Raw genomic sequence first — 23192 nt, forward strand, 5'->3', positions numbered from 1 at the left:
CGCCCGGTGCTCAGCTGACCGTCACCGGGATCCCGTTCAGGACCCCATTGCCGGATGGTTCGTCGACGAACGTCGGCGGCGACAGCACATTGGTGTTGACCCCCGGTGAGCTGCTCGCCACCGACAACCGGGTTCCCGGTCGGTCATGGCCCCACCCGTGCGGCATCGAGACCACGCCCGGCCTGATCGCATCGGTGATCTCGACCGGCACCTTGATCTCGCCGGACTCGGACTTGACCGTCACGATGTCCTCGTCCGAGATGCGGCAGCGGGCCGCGTCCTGCGGATGCATCAGCAGAGTGCAGCGGTCCCTGCCCTTCATCAGCGCCGGCACGTTGTGCAGCCATGAGTTGTTGGAGCGCAGGTGCCGACGGTTGACCAGCACGAGCGGATCGGCCGGTCGGTCCAATCGGGCGGCCAGGCGGGGCAGGTCGTCGAGCAGGTACTGCGGCGCGAGCCGGATTTTTTTGTCGGGGGTGCCGAGGATGTCGGGCAGCTGCGGCACCATCGGCCCGAAGTCGATTCCGTTCGGATTGGCCTTGAGAAGTTCCAGGGTCAACCCGCCGGGGTTTTCCCCGTAGCGATCACCGAAGGGCCCGGTACGCAGGGTCAGGTCCAGCATCCGCTCGGGCCCGCCATGCTCGTAATGCCGCCGGATGGTGGCACCGTCGAGACCCCGGGTGAACGCCAGATAGTCGAAGAAGCCGTCGTCGATGGCGGCGACATCGACCTCCTCAGCGGGGGTGCCGGTGCACAGACCGGTCAGCCGGATCAAGATCTCCCACTCATGTGGGCGGTCCCCGGGGTCGAACACCGGCGCTGAGTAATTGGCAAAGCTGCGAATTGCGAACTGCAGCACCAGGTCGTCATGGTGCGGCTGCTCGAGCGGCGACAGACCGGGCAGGATCACGTCGGCGTGCCGGGTGGTCTCGTTCACCCAATTGTCAACGGAGATCATGGCTTCGAGCATGGGCAGGGCTTCGTCCAACTTGTCGCCGCCCGGCGAGGACAGCACCGGATTGCCCGCGACGGTGATCAGGGCCTTCAGTTGCCCCTCCCCCGGTGTGGCTATCTCCTCGACCAGGCACGACACCGGAACCTGGCCCAGGACTTCCTTCGCTCCACGCACCCGCGTTTGCCAGCGACCGAATTCCGGCACCCCGCCTTCCAGCCCCGGCAACGGCTGGGTGGTGATGGACCAGGCCGCAGGCCGGGGGAACATGGCGCCGCCGGGTACGTCGAAATGTCCGGTCAGGATGTTGACGACGTCGACAAGCCAGCTGGCCAGGCTGCCGAACTCCTGATTGCACAGCCCGATCCGGCCATACACCACTGACTTTTCGGTTCCGGCGAGCTCACGGGCCAGCTCTTTGATGCGCTGCTCGTCGATACCGGTTACCGCACTCACCCGGCTCGGCGGCCATTCGGCGGCGACCGTGCGCATGGCGTCCAGGCCCTCGACGTGTGGCCCCGCCTGCACCAGCCCCTCGGCGAACAGGGTGTGCGCGACCGCCAGCAGCAGCGCCGCGTCGGTACCGGGGACAATCGGCAGCCACTCGCTCGCGTGGGCGGCGGTGACGGTGCGCACCGGATCGACCACAATCACCTTGCCGCGCTTGACAATCGCATCGATCAGCCCCATAACGTCGGGCGCGGCAAGTAGCGATCCCTGCGATGCCGCCGGGTTGGCGCCCATGATCACCAGCAGGTCGGTCCGTTCAATGTCGGGTACCGGGAAGTTCCACCACCCGCCATACATCAGATGTGACGACAGATTCTTGGGCCACTGGTCGACCGTGCCCGGCGAATAGGTGACCGGCATGCCCGACATGCCCAGCAGCACGCCCGTATACCGGGCCAGCGAGAACGAGTGAGCCAGCGGGTTGCCCGTGTAAGTGGTGACCGCACCGATGCCGTACTTTGTGATCACCGGTGTGAGCAGCTCGGTGCAACGGCGGAGCGCCGCATCCCAACTCACTTCCTGAAATTGCCCGTCGACCTTGATCAGCGGCTGACGGATCCGGTCCGGGTCGTCGTGCAGCCCGGCCAGGGAGGCCCCCTTGGGGCAGATGTGTCCGTGGCTCCACACGTCGTCACGGTTGCCGCGGATGCCGGCGACCTTTCCGTCTTGTACTCGAATCTCCAAGCCGCACATGGCTTCACACAGTGGGCAGGTGTGCAGGTACCTGCCGTCTCGCGGGCTGCTCACCCACCCACTGTATTCCGCTACTGCGGGTATCGGAAGCCCTAGACGTAGCCCAGCGCCACGTTCTCGGCGCGGATGCGAACGTTGAGCACCGCGGCGTTGGCGGCGCTGAACACGAGCGCCGTGACCCAGGCCGAATGCACCAGCGGCAGGGCCGCCACCTCCGCCGCGACGGCGGTGTAGTTGGGGTGCCGAATCCATTTATAGATTCCGCCGGTGACCAGCGGCGCACCTGGAATCACGATTAGCCGCGGATTCCAGCGCTTACCCAGGGTCGCGACACAGCGCCACCGAACTACGGTGCTCAGCGCGACGATCGCGACCATGGGCCAGCCAAACCAGGGAATGAATGGGCGGTGCAGTGCCCAGACCTCCCCGACACACGAGACGAGAAGCAGCGTGTGCATGCTGACCATCACCGGATAGTGGCCGCGGCCGAACTCCCGGCCGCCCTGCGCAAGCGACCATGCCGCGTTGCGCCTGGCGACCACGAGCTCGACAAGTCGTTCGGCGCCGATGACCAGGACGAACAGGTAGTAGAACATGTCCTGTCCCCTCACCAGCGCAGCAACAGCAGTTCGAAGCTGAAACCGGGACCCATCGCAATCATGACGCCAAATGAACCGTCCGCGGGCGGATCGGCGACCGTCCGGCGCAGCACGTCGAGCACCGACACCGACGAGATGTTCCCCTGCTCCCGCATGGAGTTGCGGCTGTGCGCCACCGCTTCGGGTGGCAGGTCGAGCGCGTTCTCGATGGAGTCGAGGACCTTCGGCCCGCCAGGATGGCAGACCCATGCCGAGATGTCGGCGATCGACAATCCGTTCTCGGCCAGGAAGTCGTCGACCTCGTCGCGCAGGTAGTCGTCGGCCATCTGCGGGACTTCGCGGCCCATCACCAGCCCGAATCCGTCGGAGCTGATGTCCCATCCCATCACGCCGATGGTGTCCGGAATGACCCGGCTGCGCGTGGCGACGACCTGCGGCTGACGAAACTCGTTGTGTCCCTGTGGGATCCGATCGGCACCGGTCGCGACTACCGCGGCGGCGCCGTCGCCGAACAGGCAGACCCCGATCAGCGCGGGAATGGAGACATCGTCACGTTGCAGCGTCAGCGAGCACAGCTCCACCGACAACAGCACTGCCACGTCGCCGGGAAAGCCCCGCAGGTAGTCGTGCACGCGAGCCATCCCCGCAGCACCCGCCACGCAGCCCAGCCCGAACAGCGGAATTCGCTTGACGTCGGGCCGGAATCCGACCGTCGAGATCAGGCGTGCATCGATGGTCGGCACCGCCATCCCCGTGCTGGAGACGACTACGATTGCGTCCACTTCGCGTGGCTCGATGCCCGCCGCGTCCAGCGCCGAAAGTATCGCTCGCTCACCGAGTTCCGTCGCCACCTCGATGTAGGCGTTGTTGGCTTCGGTAAAACTGGTCAGCTCCGGGTAGCGCGCGAGCGGAAGGGCCAGATTGCGCTCGTCGACGCCGGCGGTGCTCGCAAAGCGCATGAAATCTGGGCCCGTCACCCTGGTTAGCACGCGTGCGACTTCGTCTTGATTGTGCCGATGCGGTGGAAAGGCAACCGCGGTGCCGGCGATCCGGGGTGAGCCGTGGTCGTGACGGCCGGCTTGGTCGGCTGATCGGGAATACGTTGTAACAGTCATAGTGGGGCCACGAGGGCCGGCAGTTGGTTAGTTCATCAAAACACGGTTACCTAGAACACATTTCGCACTTTCCGCACACGCACAACAGATTGGCAGCCGCCTCCGAGGCCCTTTTCAGCCGTCGGGAGTACGATGCCAGTTTTTCCAAAGCCATTGGCTCGCTGAGACTTTGGCTACTGCGGCCCCTCGGGACCGCGTGTTCACCGACGCACCGGGTAACCGGTGCCAAGCTCGGATGCCGCCCGCCGAGCCTGGATGGCGTCACCGCGCAGGCCATCACTCACGTCATGCCGGGCGCCATAGCCGAGCGCCGTCCTGGCGCCCCAGATGGCGCAAATGTTTGGTTTTGTAGGTGTGAACATCGCCATGCCAGGGAACCCCTTCTGCTGACGTCTCGCCCAGCGCCGACCCGTACGCATGCAGCTATTACTGCTCGGTGAACGAGTGTATTCTTGGCTGCGATCGTTCGAACATCAGATATGCGCTGATTATCTTGAAGTTTCCATGCCGAAGGGTTTGTTTCAGTAAACAACTGTGTACTCTTGACCTATGGCGGAACGCGGAGCCCAGCCCCAAGTACCTCGTGGCCGTAGGTGGTTTCTCAAAGCAGTGCGGAATCTGTTCAAGCCGCTGCAGCCCGACGACTACATCGAGATGATCAACCCGCTGTGGACCACCAAGGAGCTGCGCGGGAAGGTCGAGCGGGTCGAGCCGCAGGGCTCGGAAGCCGCCAGTGTGCTGATCCGGCCGGGCTACGAATGGCCGGGGCATAAACCGGGTCAGTACATCCGGCTCGGACTGGTCATCGACGGCGTCTACCACTGGCGGGCGTATTCGCTGACCTCTGACCCGGAACCCTCCGATGGCCTGATCAGCGTGACGCCCAAGAAAGTGGACAGCGGCGTCGTCTCGCCGTATTTGGTCGAACGGATCCAGCCCGGCGAGTTGGTGCGCCTGGGGGAGATCGAGGGCGTGTTCACGTTGCCCGATACGTTGCCGGCCAAGATGCTGTTCATCAGCGCGGGCAGCGGTATCACGCCGATCATGAGCATGCTGCGCAGCCTCGACCATCGCAACGAGATGAACGACGTGCTGGTCATTCACTCCGCCCGCACCCGCGAGCAGGTCATGTTCCTGTCCGATCTCGAGGAACTCGAGAGCCGGCACGACGGGATGCGTCTGGACCTGCGTCTGACGTCGGATCGCGGCCGGCTCAAGCCCGGCGACTTGGACGAGGTGTGTCCAGACTGGCGGGAGCGGGAAGCGTTCTGCTCGGGGCCGGAGGAAATGCTCGATGCGCTGATCGAGCATTGGGAGAACAACGGGGATCCGGATCGCCTGCACCTCGAACGGTTCCAGCCGAAGATCGGCGGTGGCGCCGGTGACGGTGAGGGCGGCGAAGTGAGCTTCCTCAAGAGTGAAAAGACCGCCGAATGCGACGGTGGCACTTCGATCTTGGAGGCCGGTGAGAACGCCGGGCTGGAGCTCAACTTCGGTTGCCGCATCGGCATCTGCCATACCTGTGTGGGGACACTCAAGTCGGGCAAGGTGCGGGACCTGCGCTCCGGCGACGTCAGTGAGCCCACCGGACAAGACATCAGGATTTGCATCAACAGCGCCGAAGGCGACGTCGAACTCGAACTTTGATGGAAAGGAGCAGCAGTGACTTCAACTCTGGAACGCCCGAAAAGCCCGTTCGCCCACCTGGGGGAACAGGAGCGGGAGAAAATAGGCAAGGAATTCGACGCCATCCACGACGAGGTGTTCGCCGACCTCGGGGAGCGGGACCGTCGCTACATCAAGACGGTCATCTCCGTGCAACGCCAGATTGTGGTAGTCGGGCGCGTGCTGCTGCTGGGTTCGCGGTCGAAAAGTGCCTGGCTGCTCGGGACTGCGTGTCTGGGTATGGCCAAGATCCTGGAAAATATGGAGATCGGCCACAACGTCATGCACGGGCAATGGGACTGGATGAACGATCCCGATATTCACTCCTCGAAGTGGGATTGGGACACCGCGTCCACCGCCGAGTCGTGGAAGCATTCGCACAACTACATTCACCACACCTATACCAACATCCTGGGCAAGGATAAGGATCTCGGTTACGAGATCATGCGGATCGATCCGCAGCAGAAATGGCGCCCGTACTACTTGGGGCAACCGCTCTACAACCTGCTGCTCACCCTACTGTTCGAGTGGGGCGTGGCGGTACACGACATGGACATCGAAGCCATCCGGGCCCGCGAAAAGCCGTGGTCCGAGGTACGCAAAGACCTCAAAGGCATTGGCGTCAAGGCGCGTTCGCAGATCATCAAGGACTATATCGGGTGGCCGCTGATCAGCGCCGGGGCGTTCACACTGGTGCAGCTGGCCTTGGGCGGACGACTCGAGCAGCCGGCCGAATCGCGCATCGGGCGGCGCCTGCGCCGCATTTCGACCAGGGGCCGAGTCGGCAAGACCGCCAGCTTCCTCGACAAGGTATCCGGCGCGGAGAGCACCTACCTGCGCACCCTGGCCGCAGATGCGCTGGCCAATGTCATTCGGAACGTGTGGGCCCACGCCATCATTTTCTGCGGCCACTTCCCCGACCAGACCTACACATTCACCGAGGAAGAGGTCGAGGACGAGACGCGCGGCGAATGGTATCTACGTCAGCTCGTCGGCGCGGCCAACATCGAGGGCAGTCCGTTGTTCCACGTCATCAGCGGCAATCTCGGCTATCAAGTCGAGCATCACCTCTATCCCGACATGCCCAGTAGTCGCTACTCCGAAATCGCCCCGAAAGTCAAGGAGATCTGCGAGCGCTACGAGCTGCCGTACAACTCCGGGCGGTTCGGCAAGCAGTGGTTTACCGTCCACCGCACCATCTTTCGGTTGGCCTTCCCCGGCGGCAAGCCGCGTCCCAAGCCCGGCCCGTACCGGGGTAACGAGCGGTCGTCGGAAACTCAGGAACCCGGTGAGGCAAGCCGATTCCGGGACCGGGTGCCCGCCGAGCATCCCGTCGCCGGCCCCGAACACGAGTCGAGCGGCGTGGAGGTGCAGCCTCCCCCACGCGGCAAGGACTGAGCGCGCGCCGCTATCCGCCTCACTCGAACATCTCGAACACCGATACCGGTTCGAGCAGCACGCCGTTGTCCTCGACGTATTGCTCCCACAGCGCGAGCAACTCGGCCAGCTTCTCGGGATGCGCCGCGGACTGGTCGTGAATCTCGCCCGGGTCGCTGGACAGATCGAAGAGTTCCCACCTGCCGGGGCCGTACGGGGCGGGCAGGTAGAGCGCTTTCCAGTCGCCTTGCCGAATCGCGCGGCGGCCGAACAACTCCCAGCCGGTGCCCGTCTGGCCGTCGTGCACCTCGTCGGCGGCGCCGGACAGGTAGGGCAGCAATGAGCTACCACGCATCGGGACGACTTCGCGACCCGCGTAGTGGGTGCCCGGGTGTGCGACGCCGGCAAGCCCCAGCACGGTGGGTGCGATGTCCATGACAGTGGTGAATGCCGTGCCGATCTCGCCCTGCCGGTCGAAGCCGGCCCACCGCACGAAACCCACCACCCGGATGCCGCCCTCGGTGGTAAACGCCTTGTGCAGGCGCGAGGGCGCGGTCGCGGCCTGCGCCCAGCGCGGTCCGTACCAGATATAGGAAGTGGGGCGGCCCAGGTTGTCCAGGCTGTTGTCGCAATGCTTTTCAATCTGTGCGGCGATCTGGGCCCCACGTAGTGGCATCGCTTCGACGATCGCCCCTTCGGCCCCGTTATCCGACAGGAAGACCACCACGGTGTCGTCGAGTTCGCCGGTTTCGGTCAGGTAGTCGACCACCCGCCCGATGTTCCAGTCCATCCGGTCGACCATGCCTGCGTAAACCTCCATGCTGCGAGCCGATCGGGCGCGTTCGTCGTCGCTCATGTCGTCCCATTCGGGGGCACCGTCGGCGACCACGGGGTGGGCCTCGACGTCCGGTGGGCACAGGCCCAGGCGCTGCAGTGCCGCCAACCGCTCAGCGCGCAACGCATCCGGGCCGGCGTTGTAGCGGCCGCGGTACTTGGCCACCGATTCGTCCGGTGCCTGCAGCGGCCAATGCGGCGCCTGAAAGGGCAGGTATGCGAAGAACGGTCGGTCGTCGCCGACGGGCCGCTCGCGGAGGTAACGCAGCAGGGTGTCGGTGTAGGAATCCGACGAGTAGAAGTCGTCGCCGACGGTGACGAACCGATCGTCCTCGGTGTACTGGGTAGGTATGGGCGAGAAGCCGGCGCCGCCCGCACCACCGTAGTGACTGGCGCCGGCGGGCAGCAGGGCGAAGGAGCGGTCGAAACCGCGTGCCCACGGCGAGGTCTCGATCGTTGCGCCCAGATGCCACTTGCCCGACATGAGCGTCAGGTAGCCGGCGTCACGAAGCAACTCGGGCAACGCGACGACGCGGTCGTTCAAGTAGCCCTCATAGCCGGGAGCACCCTGGAAACCGGGAATCGCGACCTCGAGCATGGTGCCGATGCCGGCGACGTGGTGATCGGTGCCGGTCAACAGCATGGCGCGAGTGGGTGAGCAGGCCGGCGCCGAATGGAAGTCGGTGAGCCGGATGCCGTCGTATGCCAGGCGGTCCAGGTTGGGGGTGTCGATCTCGCCGCCGAATGCACCGATGTCGGAGAAGCCGAGATCGTCGGCCACTATCACCAGAAAGTTTGGTCGCTTCACCTGGAGCATCCTGTCAGCATCGGTGACCGTGACCGAAGATAGACGCGTGGTGACGTCGGCTGAGTTGTTGACCGGGCAGGTGGCGGTGGTAACCGGCGGTGGGGGCGGTATTGGCGCGGCCACCGCGAGGTTGTTCGCCGAACACGGCGCCCACGTGATTATCGCCGACATCGACGCCGGTCGGGCGGAGTGGGTCGCCGCCGAGATCGGTGACTCGGCACTCGCGGTCCCCACCGACGTACGGGATGCCGAGCAGGTCAGCTTGTTGGCACACACCGTGCTTCGGCGCCACGGGCGCGTCGACGTGCTGGTCAACAATGTGGGTGATTGGGTGCGGCACCCCGGTGCCTTCGCGGGCACCGACCCGCCGCTCTGGGACGAGCTTTACCGGGTGAACCTGCATCACGTCTTCTTGGTCACCCGCGCATTCCTGCCCGCCATGGTCGAGCGACATGCGGGTGCGATCGTCAACGTGTCCTCGGTGGAGGGGTTACGCGGATACCCCGAAGATCCGGTCTACGCGGCGTTCAAAGCGGCTGTCATCGCGTTCACCCGCAGCCTCGCGGTGCAGGTCGGTCGGGACGGCGTGCGGGTCAACGCCATCGGTCCGGACGTCACCGAATCGCTGCAGGTGCCGTACGCGCAGTGGCTCTCCCCCGACGAGCAGCAACGTTGGCCCGACTGGGTTCCCGTCGGCCGGATGGGCCGGCCGGAGGACCAGGCCCGGGTGATCCTGTTTCTGGCCTCCGACCTGTCGGGCTTCGTCACCGGCCACACCATCCCCACCGATGGCGGCACCGGCGCTGCGGGCGGCTGGTTCCGTTCGTCGCGGCGCGAAGGCCGGGAATGGACGAATCGGCCTTTTCAGGCTTGAGCGGCACCGCCAGACGTCAGCCCAGGGTGGTGTGCATCAACATCACGTCGTAAGCCGACCACAGGGACAGGTTGAAGTACACGTCCTTGCCCGTCGTCCAGGGATGCATCATCGGCGCGTAGATGCCGCCCGGCATCGAGAAGCTCGACACGAGTAGATGCTCCGGGCTGTACGGGCCTTGGGGCGCCGGTGCGGTCCTGGCCACCACGTCGTTGGCGCCGTTGGTGTACATGACCAGGTACTGCTTGAGGTACGTGTTGTATTGGGCCGACATCTCGGCCACCGGGCCGGGTATGACCGGCGTGGCCGCGGACGGCTTGTTCGGCACCCAAGAGTTCGAATCACCGTTCCAATACTCGTATTTGGTCAGGTCCGGGATGAACCGCGGCTGCACCCTGGACAGATGCGCCGCGCCGCCGCGCCCGTTCGGCGTGCCGAAGGAATACAGGTAGCCGTCACTGCCCTTGACATAGGCGCCCATCTGGAAGTTCTCGTTGCCCTCGACGTATGGGACCCGGGCGGCGTCGGGACCGTTCGCACGGATGGTGCCCGGATAAACCGCCCACGTTTGGCCATTGTCGGTGGACATTGCGATCCCGGAGTAGTTCGTCCACCACTCGCCGTCGCGACCCCAGTCCCTGATGGACATGAAGTTGATGTACTGGGTCTTGCCGATAGAGATGGCGGCGGTCGGGATGATGCCGGTCTCTTCCTTTGCGTACTTGATGCTGTTGATGACCTGCCGGGAGAAACCCGGCTGCTGGGTCGGCGAACCCGCATAGCGGTTGCTCGGGTCGCCTTCGGCGACGTGCAATCCGTGCGACAGATCGTGGTCGTTGCTGCGGAACAAGACGTTGTAGCGCCACTGGTCGCCCTTGACGGCGCAGTAGCCGAAGGTGTCACCGAAGGCCATCAACACCTGGTGATTGGCGGGATCGCCGTTGTCCCAGAGGATTCCGAGGTCGGTTCCCGAAATGCCGAACCGCTCCAAAGTCTTGTTCGGGCCCTCCGGTCCGGTCACCCACTCGACCAGCGACGTGTTCGAGCCCCCGAGTGCGCCGAACGCATCCGGCGCGCCCTCCGGTGGAGCCGCTTCGGGCACCGGCGCCGGGTTCGGCGGCGGGGCCGCGGCAGCCTCGGGGGCAAGCTGCCCGGCGGGTGGCTGGGCGCCCGCCGCCGGTGGGTTGGGAACGGGTGGGGCGGGATTCGCGCCGGGCACACGCGCTTGTTGTTGATACGGCGCGGAGTACCGCTGACCCGGTTGCACTACCCGCTGCAGGGGCCCCAGCCTGGGCAGCGGCGCCCGGTCATTGGCCCCGCGGGGCCGCTTGTTCAACGGGCCGAGCACCTTGCCGCCAGGATTTGTCACCACCGCATTCGCCGGCGGCGGGACATTGGCCGCAGGCGCGCTGCAAGGCAGCGCGTTCGCCGACGGAGCGAGGCCGAACGGAAGGATGAGTCCGATAGCGGCCGTCGCTGCCAGCGATACCGAAACAAAGCGGGGAACCGCCGACATGTCACACCTCTCAGGGGTCGAACGCCAGATTGACGTCCGCAGTGGTTGATGTGACGATAGTGAGCACTGAGATGGTTGTGACCACTGATCGGTCAATAGGTATGGGTCCGTGACCGTGTCGCAACCCTAGCCATCACATCCCGACCGGCGCCCCCCTGTCGCTCCGGTGGTCGTATTTGACTTCAATTTGAAATCGGCAGGCGCGCAGGGACTTCGGCGGGTCTCAAAAGGCCGCCACGACAAACGCGTTCGTCGTCCGGAACGGGCCGAAAGTCTGAGAGCAATCTCATGCTTAGCCCGGCACATCAGCGGATATACAGTCCCCCGACCGCCGATGTTCACAGTCCGGTCCAATCCAGGAAAACAGGAGGCACGGTGGTTACCAGCGGAGAGCAGAATCCAGGCTCCGGCGACCAGGAGCGACCGGAGATCTGGCCCGGTAAGGCCTACCCGTTGGGGGCAACCTACGACGGGTCGGGAACCAACTTCGCCGTGTTCAGCGAGGTTGCCGAGCTGGTCGAACTGTGCCTGTTCTCAGACGATGGCACCGAGACGAAGATCGCCCTGCCCGAGGTCGACGGCTTCGTCTGGCACGGCTTTCTGCCCAGCGTCGAACCGGGGCAACGGTACGGATTCCGGGTGCATGGTCCTTACGACCCCAGCAACGGCCAGCGCTGCAATCCCAACAAGCTGCTCGTCGACCCGTACTCGAAAGCGATCGACGGGAGCTTCCAATGGGATCAGTCGCTGTTCAGCTACAACTTTGGTGACCCCGACAGCCGGAACGACGAAGACTCCGCGGCGAACATGCCCAAGTCAGTGGTGATCAACCCGTACTTCGACTGGGGCGTGGACCGTCCGCCGGGCCACGAATACGCCGACTCCGTGATCTACGAGGCCCACGTAAAGGGCCTGACCCAGACTCACCCCGACATCCCTGAGCGCATCCGGGGCACCTACTCGGCGATCGCCCACCCCGCGATCATCGAGCACCTCACCAACCTCGGCGTCAACGCGATCGAGCTGATGCCGGTGCACCACTTCGCCAACGACTCAACGCTGATCGACAAGGGCCTTTCCAACTACTGGGGCTACAACACGATCGGATTCTTCGCCCCCGACTTCAAGTACACCGCCAGCAACAATCCCGGCGGGCAGGTGCAGGAATTCAAGGCCATGGTGCGCACCCTGCACGAGGCCAACATCGAGGTGATCCTCGACGTGGTCTACAACCACACCGCAGAGGGCAACCACATGGGCCCCACGCTGTCGATGCGGGGCATCGACAATGCCGCCTACTACCGCTTGGTCGACGACGACAAGCGGTACTACATGGACTACACCGGCACCGGCAACAGCCTCAACGTCGGGCACCCGCACACCCTGCAGCTGATCATGGATTCGCTGCGCTACTGGGTGACCGAGATGCACGTCGACGGTTTCCGGTTCGACCTCGCGTCGACCCTGGCTCGCGAGTTCTACGATGTCGACCGGCTTTCCGCGTTCTTCGAGCTTGTCCAGCAGGATCCGATCGTCAGTCAGGTGAAGCTCATTGCCGAGCCTTGGGACGTCGGACCCGGCGGGTACCAGGTGGGCAACTTCCCGCCTCAGTGGACCGAATGGAACGGCAAGTTCCGCGACACCATCCGCGACTTCTGGCGTGGTGAGGACGCCATCCTGAGCGAATTCGCCTCCCGGATTAGCGGTTCGGCCGATCTCTATGAACACACCGCGCGCCGGCCGGTGGCATCGATCAACTTCGTGACCGCACACGATGGATTCACGCTGCGGGACCTGGTCTCCTACAACGAGAAACACAACGAGGCCAATAAAGAGGACAACAACGACGGCGAGTCGCACAACCGGTCGTGGAACTGCGGGGCGGAAGGTCCCACAGACGACCCGGAGATCAACGCCCTGCGCGCCAGACAGCAGCGCAACTTCCTCGCGACGACCATCCTGTCCCAGGGTGTTCCGATGATCTGCCACGGCGACGAACTCGGTCGCACCCAGAACGGCAACAACAACGGGTTCTGCCAGGACTCCGAGCTGACCTGGATCGACTGGGAAAACGCCGACGCCGACCTGATGGAGTTCACCCGGACGGTGACAGCGCTGCGGGCCGCGCATCCAGTGTTTCGTCGGCGGCGTTTCTTCACCGGGGCTCCGGTGCGCCGGCGGGGCTCGCAGGGCATCCCCGACATCTCGTGGTTCAGGCCGGACGGCTCGGAGATGAGCGACGAGGACTGGGACTCGGGTTTCGGCAAATCGATTGCGGTGTACCTCAACGGGCTGGGTATCCCCGGCACGGATGCGCGCGGCCAACGCATCACCGACGACTCGTTCGTCCTGTGCTTCAACGCCCATCACGAACCGATCGAATTCACGCTTCCCCCTGACGAATTCGGCGCCAACTGGCAAGCAGTGCTGGACACCTCGACCGCCACCGGCCAGGTCGAGCAGGAAGACGCCATCAAACCCAAAGGCAAGATCACGGTTGCCGGCCGGGCGATGATCTTGCTGCAGCAGGTCCACGACGAATAAGCCCAGCGAACGAAGGATCGTCATGAGTGCAAAGTCCAAAGCCCTGTACATGCCGCTCTCGATTGCCACCAGCGTAACGGGCGGCCTGCTGGCCGGGGCCGTGTTCAGCCAGGTGTGGAAGCGGTTCAGCGATGACGACCAGGCGCCGCCGGACCCGAAAGATCTCAGCAATTCGACCCGCTCCGCCCTGATCGGCGCGGGCCTGCAGGGCCTGATCTTCGGCGTGGTGCGCGCCGCGGTCGACCGGGTGGGTGCCCGCGGCTACCAGGCCGTCACCCACGAGTCACCCGCGCCCTAGCTGCCTGCCCGGCCGGTCGATAGAACGTGTTACAGTTTTGCCGACCGCGGCCGGCGCCCTGGGATGACCGGGCACTGTGGCAAGGAGACCCGGATGGTAGCTGCTCGCCCAAAAGCGCAGTCGTAGAAGTGAACCGGGTGCGATGACCGCAACGATGAGCAAGGCCCGATCGCTGACGCTCGTCACCGTCGCCTATGTAATAGCCGTTGGCGTGGCCGTCGCCTGGCTGGCGTGGGGCCCGAGCACCGGGCGGCTGTGGCTGGACACCTTCGTCGCCGATGTGCTGGCCACCCTGGTGGTATTCGCATTCAGCCGCGCCTACCGCAACTCGAGCTTCTACGACGCCTACTGGAGCGTCATCCCGCCGTTGCTCACCTTCTACTGGTGGAGTCAGGCCGGGCCAGGAGTCGACCAACTGCGGTGCTGGCTGGTGGCCACTCTGGTGACGTTGTGGGCGGTGCGCTTGACCGCGAACTGGGTTTACGGCTTCGAAGGCCTTCATCACGAGGATTGGCGCTACCCAATGTTCCGCGAGCGCGCCGGGCGATGGGAGTTCCTCGTCGACCTGGTCGCGATCCACCTCATTCCGACAACCCAGGTATTCGCCGGCATGCTGCCGGTGTATGTCTGCGTCACCCATGCCGGCTCCGGCATCCGATGGCTGACCATCGTCGCGTTCGTGGTCGGTGTCGCCGCGGTGGCGCTCGAACTCATCGCCGATGTCCAGCTGCACCGATTCGTTCGGGACCGCCGCCCCGGCGAGGCCATGACGCGGGGCTTGTGGAACTGGTCTCGGCATCCGAACTACTTCGGGGAGTTCAGCTTCTGGTTCGCCCTGGCGCTGTTCGGGGTGGCGGCATCGCCCTCGGACGCGTGGTGGTTGTTCGTCGGAGCGGCGGCGATGCTGGCCATGTTCCTGGGCGCCAGCATCCCGATGATGGAGACGCGCAGTCTGCAGCGCCGCCCGGACTATCAGCAGGTCATTGACCGGGTGCCGCGCTTCGTGCCCAGGCCCCCGCGCCGAGTCGCTGCGTGAGCCGCAAACGCGTCGTCGTCGCGGGCCTCGGGGACGTCGGCCTGCTGACCGCCATCCGGTTGGCCCCGCACGCCGACGTGGTAGGAATCTCGGTCAAGCCCGGCCTGGTCAGCGGCCAGGAACTCGGCGTCCGACTCGCCAGACCCGATGACTGGGCACGGGACTACTGGATCCCGTTCGACAGGTTTCGCCGACTCGACAGGGTCCGGACGGTGCAGGGCGAACTGACGGGCGTCGACCTGGCGGCCCACACGGTCACCGGCCGGCGTCCCGACGGCACCACTTTCACCGAGGACTACGACGCGCTGGTGATCTCCACTGGTGTCAGCAATGGGTTCTGGCGCCAGCCGACGTTGCAGTCGCCCGCCGATGTCGGCGCGAACTTATATGCGGCACATGAGCAATTAGGTACTGCGAAATCGGTCCTTGTGGTCGGCGGCGGAGCGGCCGCGGTGAGCTCGGCGGTCAACCTGGCCACCACCTGGCCGGACAAGCGAATCGACTTGTACTTTCCCGGCGAACGCCCGCTAAGCGAGTATCACCCGCGGATCTGGAGGCGTGTCCACGCCCGGTTGGAGCGACTCGGGGTGGGGCTGCATCCAGGCCACCGCGCTTTGATCGCAGACCAGTTCACCGGCGACGCGATCACCACCGAACCGGTCCGCTGGAGCTCCGGGCAGACCCCGGCCGTCGCTGATGCCGTGCTGTGGGCGATCGGTCGGGTCCAACCCAACACCGGCTGGCTGCCGCCGGAATTGCTGGATGAGCGGGGATTCGTCCGGGTGACGGCGGAACTGTGGGTGCCGGGCCATCGCGATGTCTTCGCGGTGGGCGATGTGGCGGCGACCGACCCGCTGCGCAGTTCCGCCCGAAACCGGGGAGATGCGTTGCTGGCCCGCAACATTCGCGCCACGTTTGCCGGCCGCCCGCTGCGTGCGTTCCGGGCACCAACCCGGCGGTGGGGCTCACTGATCGGGATCCAGCCCGACGGGCTGGAGGTGTTCCTGCCCACCGGTCACGCCTTTCGGTTCCCGTTGTGGTCGGTGGAGCGGGTGGTCATGCCCCTGATCGTGCGTTGGGGCATGTACCGCGGGGTACGGGCGAACCGCCCGTTCGGTTAAGGAGAAGCGGTAGTGGAGATCTGGGAACTCGTTGCGCGGGAACAAATTCGCGACACATTGGCACGCTATAACTGGTCGGGTGATGCCGGTCTGGTCGACGACCTTGCCGCAACATTCTGTTCCGACGGCGTGCTGGAAATCCGCGGGCGGCAACCACTGCAGGGACGCTCCGAGATCGCAGAGTTCCTCGGCGGCCTCACCGGCAACATCGCCACGGGTGCCGATGTCAAACCCATCGTCCGGCACAACGTGGCCAACGTGTTGTTCACCGGGCTGACGCCCGAGCGAGCCTTCGTCTCGTCGTATTTCACCGTGACGACCCACGTCGGGCTCGACCATTTCGGGCGCTACCGCGATGTCTTGGTGCCCGACGCCGACACGTGGCTGATCAAGCACCGGAAGGTGTCGACCGACTGGGCCGCACCAGATTCCGCGATGGCTCGGGGCTGATCGCGGCGCGGGCCGATGCCGCCGCGCCCACAAAGCAGGCCAGTGCCGTCCACCCGGCGAAACCCGTCATCCCGTTCTTGGCGAGCAGCACCACCAGAACCCCTGCTACACACACCAGCGCGCCGGCGACCGCCGTTCGGGGCCCGCTGGACCGGATCGGACCGTCCCACCAGGGCAGCCGTCGGTGCTCCAGCGGCGAGAGCAACTTGAACAGCACGGCCATGACGGCGGCGAAGACCGCCGCCCGCAACCCGAGCAGGCCCCAGAACCCCGGTGCGTGCACATCGTAGGCGTCCAGGCCGACCGCGTGCAGGCCGACGGCTGCCAGCGCGATCGCCGGGATGTGCCACAGGTACAGCGTCATCGCTCCCCCGTTACCCACCGCGACGGCACGCCAGACCTGCGGCCGCGCCGCCCAACGCCGGACCGGCGCCGCGGCAGCCACGAACGCACACGACATCCAGGTGCAGTGCAGCGCCAGCAACAGCGTCGGTGGGGCCACATTCGACATGCGCTCCGCGCCGGTCACCACCAGCGAAATTTCGTATGTGCCGGCAACCGCCAGCAGCACCTGGCCCGTGAACGCACCGACGGCCGCGAGAACAGCGGCGCGCACACCGACCAGTCCGCGCGCATACGCGACACCGATCACCACCGGGATCAGCCATACGATCAGGAAGTTGGCCACCCCGGATTCGGCTGTGCCCACGGCGAATCGGATTCCGTCAACGGCGGCGGCCAGGCTGAGCAGGCCGCCCAGGGTCAAGGCGACCGCACGACCCGTACGCAACCGGGTCAGCGCAGGCACGAACGCCAGCGCCACCAGGTACACGCCGAGAAACCACAGCAGCGCCACACATTCGCGCCCGAGGTCCGCCGCGGATGCCTGCCCGACGGTTTCCCGTACCACCAGCAGCGCGACCGTCCACGCTGCGAGGTACCAGAACACCGGGCGGCACAACCGCTGCGCGCGGTTGAACAACCACGCACCCCAGGTCCCGCCCGGGTGCCAGCCGTAGGCACCCGCGGCGCCGCCGGCCAGGAAGAACAGTGGCATCACCTGAACAATCCAGGTCACCGGCGCGATCGCCGGCATCGCACCGAGCAGATTGCCGATGCGCACGCCGCCGGAATCGATCGTGCCGAGCAGCAACGCACAGTGGCCGAACATGACGACGACCAGGGCGGTCAGCCGCGCCACGTCGACCGCCCGGTCGCGCGACCGGGCGGTGTCGTTCGCGGCGGGACCGGGCACGCCGGTGGGAGTGCAGGCAGCGAGGGGCATTCGACCAGCATGCCGAACAGCGGGCCGCGGCGAATGAGTATTACTACCCGACCGTGGTCTAGCGGCCGAAACCGGCATCGCGCAACGCCTGAGCCATCGAGTTCCCCGCCGGGGCACCTTCCCGGCGACCGGAATGGTTGCCGCGTGCCCGCGGTGCGGGCGCCCGGTCCCTGCGCTGGTCCCGCGGTGCCCGGTCCTGTAGCCGCAGTGTCAATCCGATGCGCCGGCGTTCCACGTCGACTTCGGTGACACGCACCCGCACCACTTGCCCGGACCGCACGACATCATGAGGATCCGACACATATCGATCGGCCATTGCCGAGACGTGCACCAAGCCGTCCTGGTGCACGCCAATATCGATGAAGGCACCGAATGCGGCCACATTGGTCACCACGCCTTCCAGCACCATGCCGGGCTTGAGGTCGGTGATCTTCTGCACCCCGGCGGCGAACGTCGCCGAGGTGAACGCCGGCCGGGGGTCACGGCCGGGCTTTTCCAGCTCGGCGAGGATGTCGGTAACGGTCGGCACACCGAACGTGTCGTCGGCGAAGTCGGCGGGCCTCAGCTTCCGCAGCGCGCGCTGGTCCCCGATGATCTCGGCCAGCGTGAGACCGCTGCGGTCCAGGATGCGCCGGACCACAGGATAGGCCTCGGGGTGCACGCCGGAGGCATCCAGCGGGTCGTCGCCGTCCCGGATCCGCAGAAAGCCCGCGCACTGCTCAAAAGCCTTGGGTCCCAACCGCGGAACGTCGAGCAGGGCACCTCGGTTGGCGAACGGCCCGGCGCTGTCGCGATAGGCGACGATGGCCTCGGCCAAAGACTCCGAGATGCCCGATACCCGCGACAGCAGGGGGACGGACGCCGTATTGACGTCGACGCCCACCGCATTGACCGCGTCCTCGACTACCGCGTCCAGGCTTCGGGCGAGGATGCCCGGTGTCACGTCGTGTTGATATTGACCCACGCCGATGGACTTGGGCTCGATCTTGACCAGCTCAGCCAGCGGATCCTGTAGTCGCCTGGCGATGGAGACCGCCCCGCGCAGGGTGACGTCGAGGCGCGGTAGTTCATGCGCCGCATACGCCGAAGCGGAATAGACCGATGCCCCGGCTTCGCTCACCATCACTTTGACCGGTACGCGCGACGATTCCCCGGACGCCCGGATGTCGGCGATCAATTCGCTTGCCAGAGCCTCGGTTTCCCGTGACGCGGTGCCGTTGCCGATGGCGATCAGCTCGATATTGTGCCGCGCGACGAGCGTGGCGAGGGTCGCCTTGGCCGCATCCCACTGGCGCTGCGGTTGATGGGGGTAGATCGCGCAGGTGTCCACCACCTTGCCGGTGCCGTCGACCACCGCGACCTTGACGCCGGTCCGGAAGCCCGGGTCGAGGCCGAGCGTCGGGCGGGCGCCGGCCGGTGCGGCCAGCAACAGATCCTTGAGGTTCTGCGCGAATACGGCGACGGCTTCCGCTTCGGCCCGCTGCCGCAACCGGACCCGGGCATCCACGGTCGCGGAGAACATCAGCCTGGTACGCCAGGCGAAGCTGACCGTGGTGGCCAGCCATGGGTGAGCGGGGCGGCGATCGGCGCAACGGGCCAGGTCGATGCCGAGGGCGCGCGCGATCATGGCCTCGTACTCCTGGTCGGGGCCACCGTCGAAGTTGCAGGTCAGCAGCTTCTCCTTCTCGCCGCGCAGGATCGCCAGCACCCGATGCGAAGGCATCTCGCGCACCGATTCGGTGTACTCGAAGTAATCCCGGAACTTCTGTCCGGCAGCGCTTTTCGCGGCTTCATCGGAGGCCGGACCGGTTCGCAGGCGAGCCCTGCTCCAGAACGTCTCGCGGATTGAACCGACCAACTCCGCGTTCTCCGCGGCGCGCTCGATGAGGATGTGCCGGGCGCCCTCCAGTGCCGCGGCGGTGTCGGCGACGCCGGAACCGACAAATTGCCCCGCAGCGGTCTCCGGCGCCACGGCAGGGTCGGCGATCAGTCGGTCGGCCAGCGGCTCGAGGCCCGCCTCCCGGGCGACCTGCGCCTTGGTCTGCCGCTTGGGCTTGTAGGGCAGATAGATGTCTTCGACGCGCGCCTTGGTGTCGGCGGCGATCAAGGCGCCCCGCAGCTCGTCTGTGAGCTTGCCCTGTTCTTTGATCGAGGCCAGCACCACGGCGCGGCGCTCGTCGAGTTCCCGCAAATACCGCAACCGCTCCTCGAGGTGACGTAGCTGCCCGTCGTCGAGGCTGCCGGTCACCTCTTTGCGGTAGCGGGCAATGAACGGGACAGTGGCACCGTCGTCGAGCAGCCGGACGGCCGCGGCCACCTGGGCGTCCGTGATCGCGAGTTCCTCAGCGAGACGGGCATTTACGGTTTTGACACTGGCATTGGGAGTCACCGCAGGGACCCTACCGAACGCCTCTGACGGCGCCTGGCAGCCCCGGCCCCGGCGAGCCGATTACGGGCGCGGATACCCGCGCCGCACGGTGCGGTCCAGGATGCCGAGTGTGGCCCGCAGCGCGCCTTCGGAGATGACCGGGAAGATCCCGGCTTCGCGCCACGTAGGGCCAATTTTCGACCAGTCGTAGAACGACGTGACTATTGTGGCCGCGCCGTCCTGGGTCGGCCGCAGCCGATAACCGTAGACGTGACCGATTTGCGGCCGGATCTGACCGAGAATGGTCCACGCAATCAACCGGTTGCGTTCGAATTCCGAGATCTCGACCGTGACGTCGTACTTGCCGAGCTGCGGGAAATCGTTCAGCGCTTCCCGGTCCATGTGCACCACGAAAGTGTCACCGACGGCGGCCACCGGCTCGCCTTCGGCGTCCTGCAACATCCCCGACGAGTCGATCGCCACATGGCCCTGCGGGTCGCAGAGCACCGCGAAAATGTCCGCTGCCGGTGCGGCGATGGTCCGATCGATCTCGATGCGTTCGCTCATCGCAGTTCAGCCGATCAGCTTGGTGAGCCAGTTGGGATTCTGTAGGTCCACCCCGCCGCTGCCGTCCCAGACGAACGGCGTCCCCTGGGCATTGAAGCCGGCCAGGGTCGCGCTGGAATTGTTCGCTTTGATTTTCGCGGTACCGAGGTCCATTCCGGATTTGATGCAGTTGGTCGCGTTGGTGTTGGCTCCGACGGACTGCGCCAGCCGGGCCAGCTCCGCATCGGTCCTATCCGACGCGGCACCCTCCTGCGGCTGGAAGTCGCTGCCGAACAGCGCGGAGTAGAAATTGGTGTACACCTTCGGGTCATTCTGGCCCGCAACACAATACGAGGCCGCCACGGCCCGGGTCGAGTAATTCTGGGTGTGCGACCGGTCATCGAGGAAGTTCAGCAGGTGGTAGCGCACGGCCAGCTTCTTATTCGCCACCGCGGCGTCGATGTCACCGGCGTAGGACCTGATGAAGGCGCCGCACGGCGGGCAGATCGGTTCGTTGAAGACATCGATCGTCGCGACCGCCGCGGAACTGCCGACGAACACACCGTCATTGAGAACGTTCAACGTGACCGCATCCGCGGTGGGCGCCGCCGTGGCGGATTTGGGCGGCTGCGGCGACTCCGACCGGCGCGGCGAGAAACCGATGATCACCCCGCCCACCACCGCAACGATGACGGCGATGGTCAGCCCCGCCCAGAACCAGGGTTTGCGCAACAGCTTGGTGGGACGGGCTTGCTGCTGGCCCCACGGCGGCGTGCCGACAGTGCCGGCGGGTGCACCGCCCCAGCCCTGGGTGCCCGGCCACTGCGCCGGCAGTGGGCCGCTCGAGGGCGCCCCGGGCGGCATGGCCGCGAACGACGACGGCCCGGACCAACCCTGTGATGGCGCCTGAGATGGCACGAACCCGCTGGGTGCCTGCCCCGCGAAGGACGGCGGCACCTGCGCCACCTGACTGCGCTGCAGAATGTCGGTGGCCCGGTCCTTGTCCGGTGTGGCCAAAGCGGCGTAAGCGGCCGCCGACAGGTCGCTGCAGGTGGGATAGCGGTCAACGGGGTCCTTGGCCATTCCGCGAGCGATCACCTCGTCGAAGGCGGCGGGGATGCCCGGGCGCGCGACGCTGGGTCGCGGCGGCGGCTGGTTCAGATGCGCGCCCATGACGGCAAGCTGGTCGCCACGGAAGGGCGGGGTCCCGACCAGGCACTCGTAGAGCACACAAGCCAGCGCGTAGATGTCGGCCCGGTAGGTCACTTCGGTCTCGCCGAAGCGCTCCGGCGCCATGTAGTAGAGCGTGCCCACCGTGCTGCCGAGTTGCGTGAGCTTCTCGTCGGTGCCGGCGCTGGCGATCCCGAAGTCAACGAGATAGGCGAAGTCGTCGGCGCTGACCAGGATGTTTTCCGGTTTCACGTCGCGGTGGGTCACCCCAGCGGCGTGCGCCGCGTCCAGTGCCGAACCGATCTGGCGCACCACCGCCACCGCGCGGGGCGGGGTGAGCGGGCCGTAGCGCTTCAACAGGGCGGCTAGGTCCTTGCCGTCGATCAGGCGCATGTCCACATACAGCTGGCCGTCGATTTCGCCGTAGTCGTGGATCGGCACGACGTGCGGTTCCTGTAACCGGCCGGCGGTGCGGGCCTCGCGCTGCATGCGCGTGCGGAAGACCGGATCCTGGGACAGCGTCTGCGACATGAGCTTTAGTGCGACGACCCGCTCCCGCACCGTGTCCTCGGCCTCGTAGACGTCGCCCATGCCGCCGCGACCCACCAAGCGTCGCAACAGATATGGTCCGAACTGCGTGCCTTCCCGCGAACCCTCGGTCGTGTCACCCATCGCCGACTCCTTCACCCGCCTTTCGCGCGGCTAACCGACCCGAAGCACCTGCACGCGCCCGACGGTGGAGGCGTCGAACCCGAGTACGCGGTGGCGTGCCAGGCATAAGGCTAATGGTTTGGATGCTTGAAGCGTGCAACTGAGCAGTGCTTCGGCTTGTGCGGTAATCCAAGGAGGCCTACGGCAACCCGTCCGACCCGTTTCGTCCCAACAGCACGCCACCAATGCCGCCGCTACCGCCGAGGTAGAGCGGGGTGCCGCTGTTGCCGCCGTTGCCGCCCACACCGATCAGCACGGCGTTGCCGCCGTTGCCGCTGAGCACCGTGTTGCCGCCCCCGCCGCCGACCGCGGGGCTCTGGCCACCGGCACCGCCCGCGCCGCCGATCCCTATCAACGCGCCGGCCCTGCCGCCGTTACCGCCGTTACCGGCCGAGCCGGAGTTACCAGGAAGCGACGCACCGCTGGATCCACCCGTTCCGCCCGCGCCGCCGCAGCCGAGCAGTGTGGCGTTGCCGCCCGCCCCGCCGCTGCCGCCGAACAATCCCTCGCCGCCGGTGCCGCCGTCACCGCCGGACATCAGCAGCCCGGAAAAGCCGCCGTTTCCGCCGGTGCCGCCCGTGCCGAACTGGCTGAACCCGCCGCTACCGCCGGCGCCGCCGTTGCCGTACAGCGTTCCGCCGTTGCCCCCGGCCCCTCCGGCGCCACCGTTGCCGGGTCCGACCGCGCTGAACCCACCGACACCTCCGACGCCTCCCGCGC

At 66.1% G+C, this 23192-nt stretch carries 17 protein-coding genes and 1 pseudogene; 8 read left to right on the forward strand and 10 right to left on the reverse strand.

Annotated elements, in window-relative coordinates; genetic code table 11:
* Positions 1-10 precede the first annotated feature (10 nt).
* From BN972_RS18325 to BN972_RS18335, 3 genes are read right to left on the reverse strand one after another with little or no spacing between them, the layout of a single operon-like run.
* Positions 11-2209: a molybdopterin-dependent oxidoreductase gene (locus tag BN972_RS18325; RefSeq protein WP_036360450.1), complete on the reverse strand. Its 2199-nt coding sequence runs from the start codon at positions 2207-2209 to the stop codon at positions 11-13.
* 38 nt (positions 2210-2247) lie between these two features.
* Entirely contained in the window at positions 2248-2751 is a 504-nt protein-coding gene (locus BN972_RS18330) for an isoprenylcysteine carboxyl methyltransferase family protein (protein WP_036360451.1), read from the reverse strand.
* Between the two features lie 11 nt (positions 2752-2762).
* Entirely contained in the window at positions 2763-3869 is a 1107-nt protein-coding gene (locus BN972_RS18335) for a type III polyketide synthase (RefSeq protein ID WP_080696905.1), read from the reverse strand.
* Positions 3870-4418: 549 nt separating this feature from the next.
* Between BN972_RS18335 and BN972_RS18340 the strand changes: the two genes are divergently transcribed.
* Together BN972_RS18340 and BN972_RS18345 are read left to right on the forward strand one after the other, a co-directional pair.
* Positions 4419-5516: a ferredoxin reductase gene (locus BN972_RS18340; RefSeq protein ID WP_036360453.1), complete on the forward strand. Its 1098-nt coding sequence runs from the start codon at positions 4419-4421 to the stop codon at positions 5514-5516.
* Positions 5517-5531: 15 nt separating this feature from the next.
* The gene (locus BN972_RS18345; RefSeq protein ID WP_036360455.1) at positions 5532-6932 is read left to right on the forward strand and encodes a fatty acid desaturase family protein; all 1401 of its coding nucleotides are present in this window, start codon (positions 5532-5534) and stop codon (positions 6930-6932) included.
* Between the two features lie 19 nt (positions 6933-6951).
* On the opposite strand, the gene BN972_RS18350 is transcribed toward BN972_RS18345, so the two are convergent.
* Positions 6952-8553 carry an arylsulfatase gene (locus BN972_RS18350; RefSeq protein WP_036361249.1) on the reverse strand — a complete coding sequence of 534 codons (1602 nt, stop codon included), beginning with the start codon at positions 8551-8553 and terminating at the stop codon, positions 6952-6954.
* Positions 8554-8602: 49 nt separating this feature from the next.
* On the opposite strand from BN972_RS18350, the gene BN972_RS18355 reads away from it, so the two are divergent.
* Complete coding sequence (locus tag BN972_RS18355; RefSeq protein WP_036361251.1) at positions 8603-9427, forward strand: SDR family NAD(P)-dependent oxidoreductase; 825 nt, start codon at positions 8603-8605, stop codon at positions 9425-9427.
* A 16-nt stretch (positions 9428-9443) separates the two neighbouring features.
* Here BN972_RS18355 and BN972_RS18360 read toward each other — a convergent pair whose 3' ends face one another.
* A complete protein-coding gene (locus BN972_RS18360; RefSeq protein WP_036360457.1) occupies positions 9444-10943 on the reverse strand; it encodes a DUF4185 domain-containing protein in 1500 nt (499 codons plus the stop codon).
* A gap of 375 nt (positions 10944-11318) precedes the next feature.
* Here BN972_RS18360 and glgX point away from each other — a divergent pair, with 375 nt between their 5' ends.
* The 5 genes from glgX to BN972_RS18385 all read left to right on the forward strand — a co-directional run bounded on the left by glgX (position 11319) and on the right by BN972_RS18385 (position 16392).
* A complete protein-coding gene (gene glgX, locus BN972_RS18365) occupies positions 11319-13487 on the forward strand; it encodes a glycogen debranching protein GlgX (RefSeq protein ID WP_051545575.1) in 2169 nt (722 codons plus the stop codon).
* Positions 13488-13509: 22 nt separating this feature from the next.
* Complete coding sequence (locus BN972_RS18370) at positions 13510-13785, forward strand: DUF4235 domain-containing protein (RefSeq protein ID WP_036360459.1); 276 nt, start codon at positions 13510-13512, stop codon at positions 13783-13785.
* Between the two features lie 154 nt (positions 13786-13939).
* Positions 13940-14821, forward strand: coding sequence for a DUF1295 domain-containing protein (locus BN972_RS18375; protein WP_235192487.1), 882 nt, complete (start codon positions 13940-13942; stop codon positions 14819-14821).
* Positions 14818-15942, forward strand: a complete 1125-nt coding sequence (locus BN972_RS18380; protein ID WP_036360460.1) for an FAD-dependent oxidoreductase — start codon at positions 14818-14820, stop codon at positions 15940-15942. The genes BN972_RS18375 and BN972_RS18380 overlap by 4 nt, the downstream gene beginning before the upstream one ends.
* 12 nt (positions 15943-15954) lie before the next feature.
* Positions 15955-16392 carry a nuclear transport factor 2 family protein gene (locus BN972_RS18385; RefSeq protein ID WP_036360462.1) on the forward strand — a complete coding sequence of 146 codons (438 nt, stop codon included), beginning with the start codon at positions 15955-15957 and terminating at the stop codon, positions 16390-16392.
* Here BN972_RS18385 and BN972_RS18390 read toward each other — a convergent pair.
* From BN972_RS18390 to BN972_RS29620, 5 genes and pseudogenes are all read right to left on the reverse strand, one after another.
* A complete protein-coding gene (locus BN972_RS18390; RefSeq protein ID WP_051545577.1) occupies positions 16331-17677 on the reverse strand; it encodes an acyltransferase family protein in 1347 nt (448 codons plus the stop codon). The two genes, BN972_RS18385 and BN972_RS18390, sit on opposite strands and share 62 nt — an antisense overlap.
* Before the next feature lie 58 nt (positions 17678-17735).
* On the reverse strand, positions 17736-20066 hold the full coding sequence (locus BN972_RS18395; RefSeq protein WP_036360463.1) for a Tex family protein: 2331 nt from the start codon (positions 20064-20066) through the stop codon (positions 17736-17738).
* A gap of 60 nt (positions 20067-20126) precedes the next feature.
* Positions 20127-20612, reverse strand: coding sequence for an SRPBCC family protein (locus BN972_RS18400; RefSeq protein ID WP_036360465.1), 486 nt, complete (start codon positions 20610-20612; stop codon positions 20127-20129).
* A gap of 6 nt (positions 20613-20618) precedes the next feature.
* A complete protein-coding gene (locus BN972_RS18405; RefSeq protein WP_036361261.1) occupies positions 20619-22433 on the reverse strand; it encodes a serine/threonine protein kinase PknE in 1815 nt (604 codons plus the stop codon).
* A 178-nt stretch (positions 22434-22611) separates the two neighbouring features.
* Positions 22612-23192, reverse strand: a pseudogene (locus BN972_RS29620) (PE family protein); the annotation flags it as partial.

The organism is Mycobacterium asiaticum DSM 44297 (assembly GCF_000613245.1).
GTDB classification, from domain to species: Bacteria; Actinomycetota; Actinomycetes; order Mycobacteriales; family Mycobacteriaceae; genus Mycobacterium; species Mycobacterium asiaticum.

Coding starts and splice junctions, on each gene's coding strand:
- BN972_RS18405 (WP_036361261.1), bottom strand. CDS start 22,433: ATGGGTGACACGACCGAGGGTTCGCGGGAAGGCACGCAGTTCGGACCA.
- BN972_RS18370 (WP_036360459.1), top strand. CDS start 13,510: ATGAGTGCAAAGTCCAAAGCCCTGTACATGCCGCTCTCGATTGCCACC.
- BN972_RS18390 (WP_051545577.1), bottom strand. CDS start 17,677: ATGCCCCTCGCTGCCTGCACTCCCACCGGCGTGCCCGGTCCCGCCGCG.
- BN972_RS18340 (WP_036360453.1), top strand. CDS start 4,419: ATGGCGGAACGCGGAGCCCAGCCCCAAGTACCTCGTGGCCGTAGGTGG.
- BN972_RS18330 (WP_036360451.1), bottom strand. CDS start 2,751: ATGTTCTACTACCTGTTCGTCCTGGTCATCGGCGCCGAACGACTTGTC.
- BN972_RS18360 (WP_036360457.1), bottom strand. CDS start 10,943: ATGTCGGCGGTTCCCCGCTTTGTTTCGGTATCGCTGGCAGCGACGGCC.
- BN972_RS18400 (WP_036360465.1), bottom strand. CDS start 20,612: ATGAGCGAACGCATCGAGATCGATCGGACCATCGCCGCACCGGCAGCG.
- BN972_RS18375 (WP_235192487.1), top strand. CDS start 13,940: ATGAGCAAGGCCCGATCGCTGACGCTCGTCACCGTCGCCTATGTAATA.
- BN972_RS18335 (WP_080696905.1), bottom strand. CDS start 3,869: ATGACTGTTACAACGTATTCCCGATCAGCCGACCAAGCCGGCCGTCAC.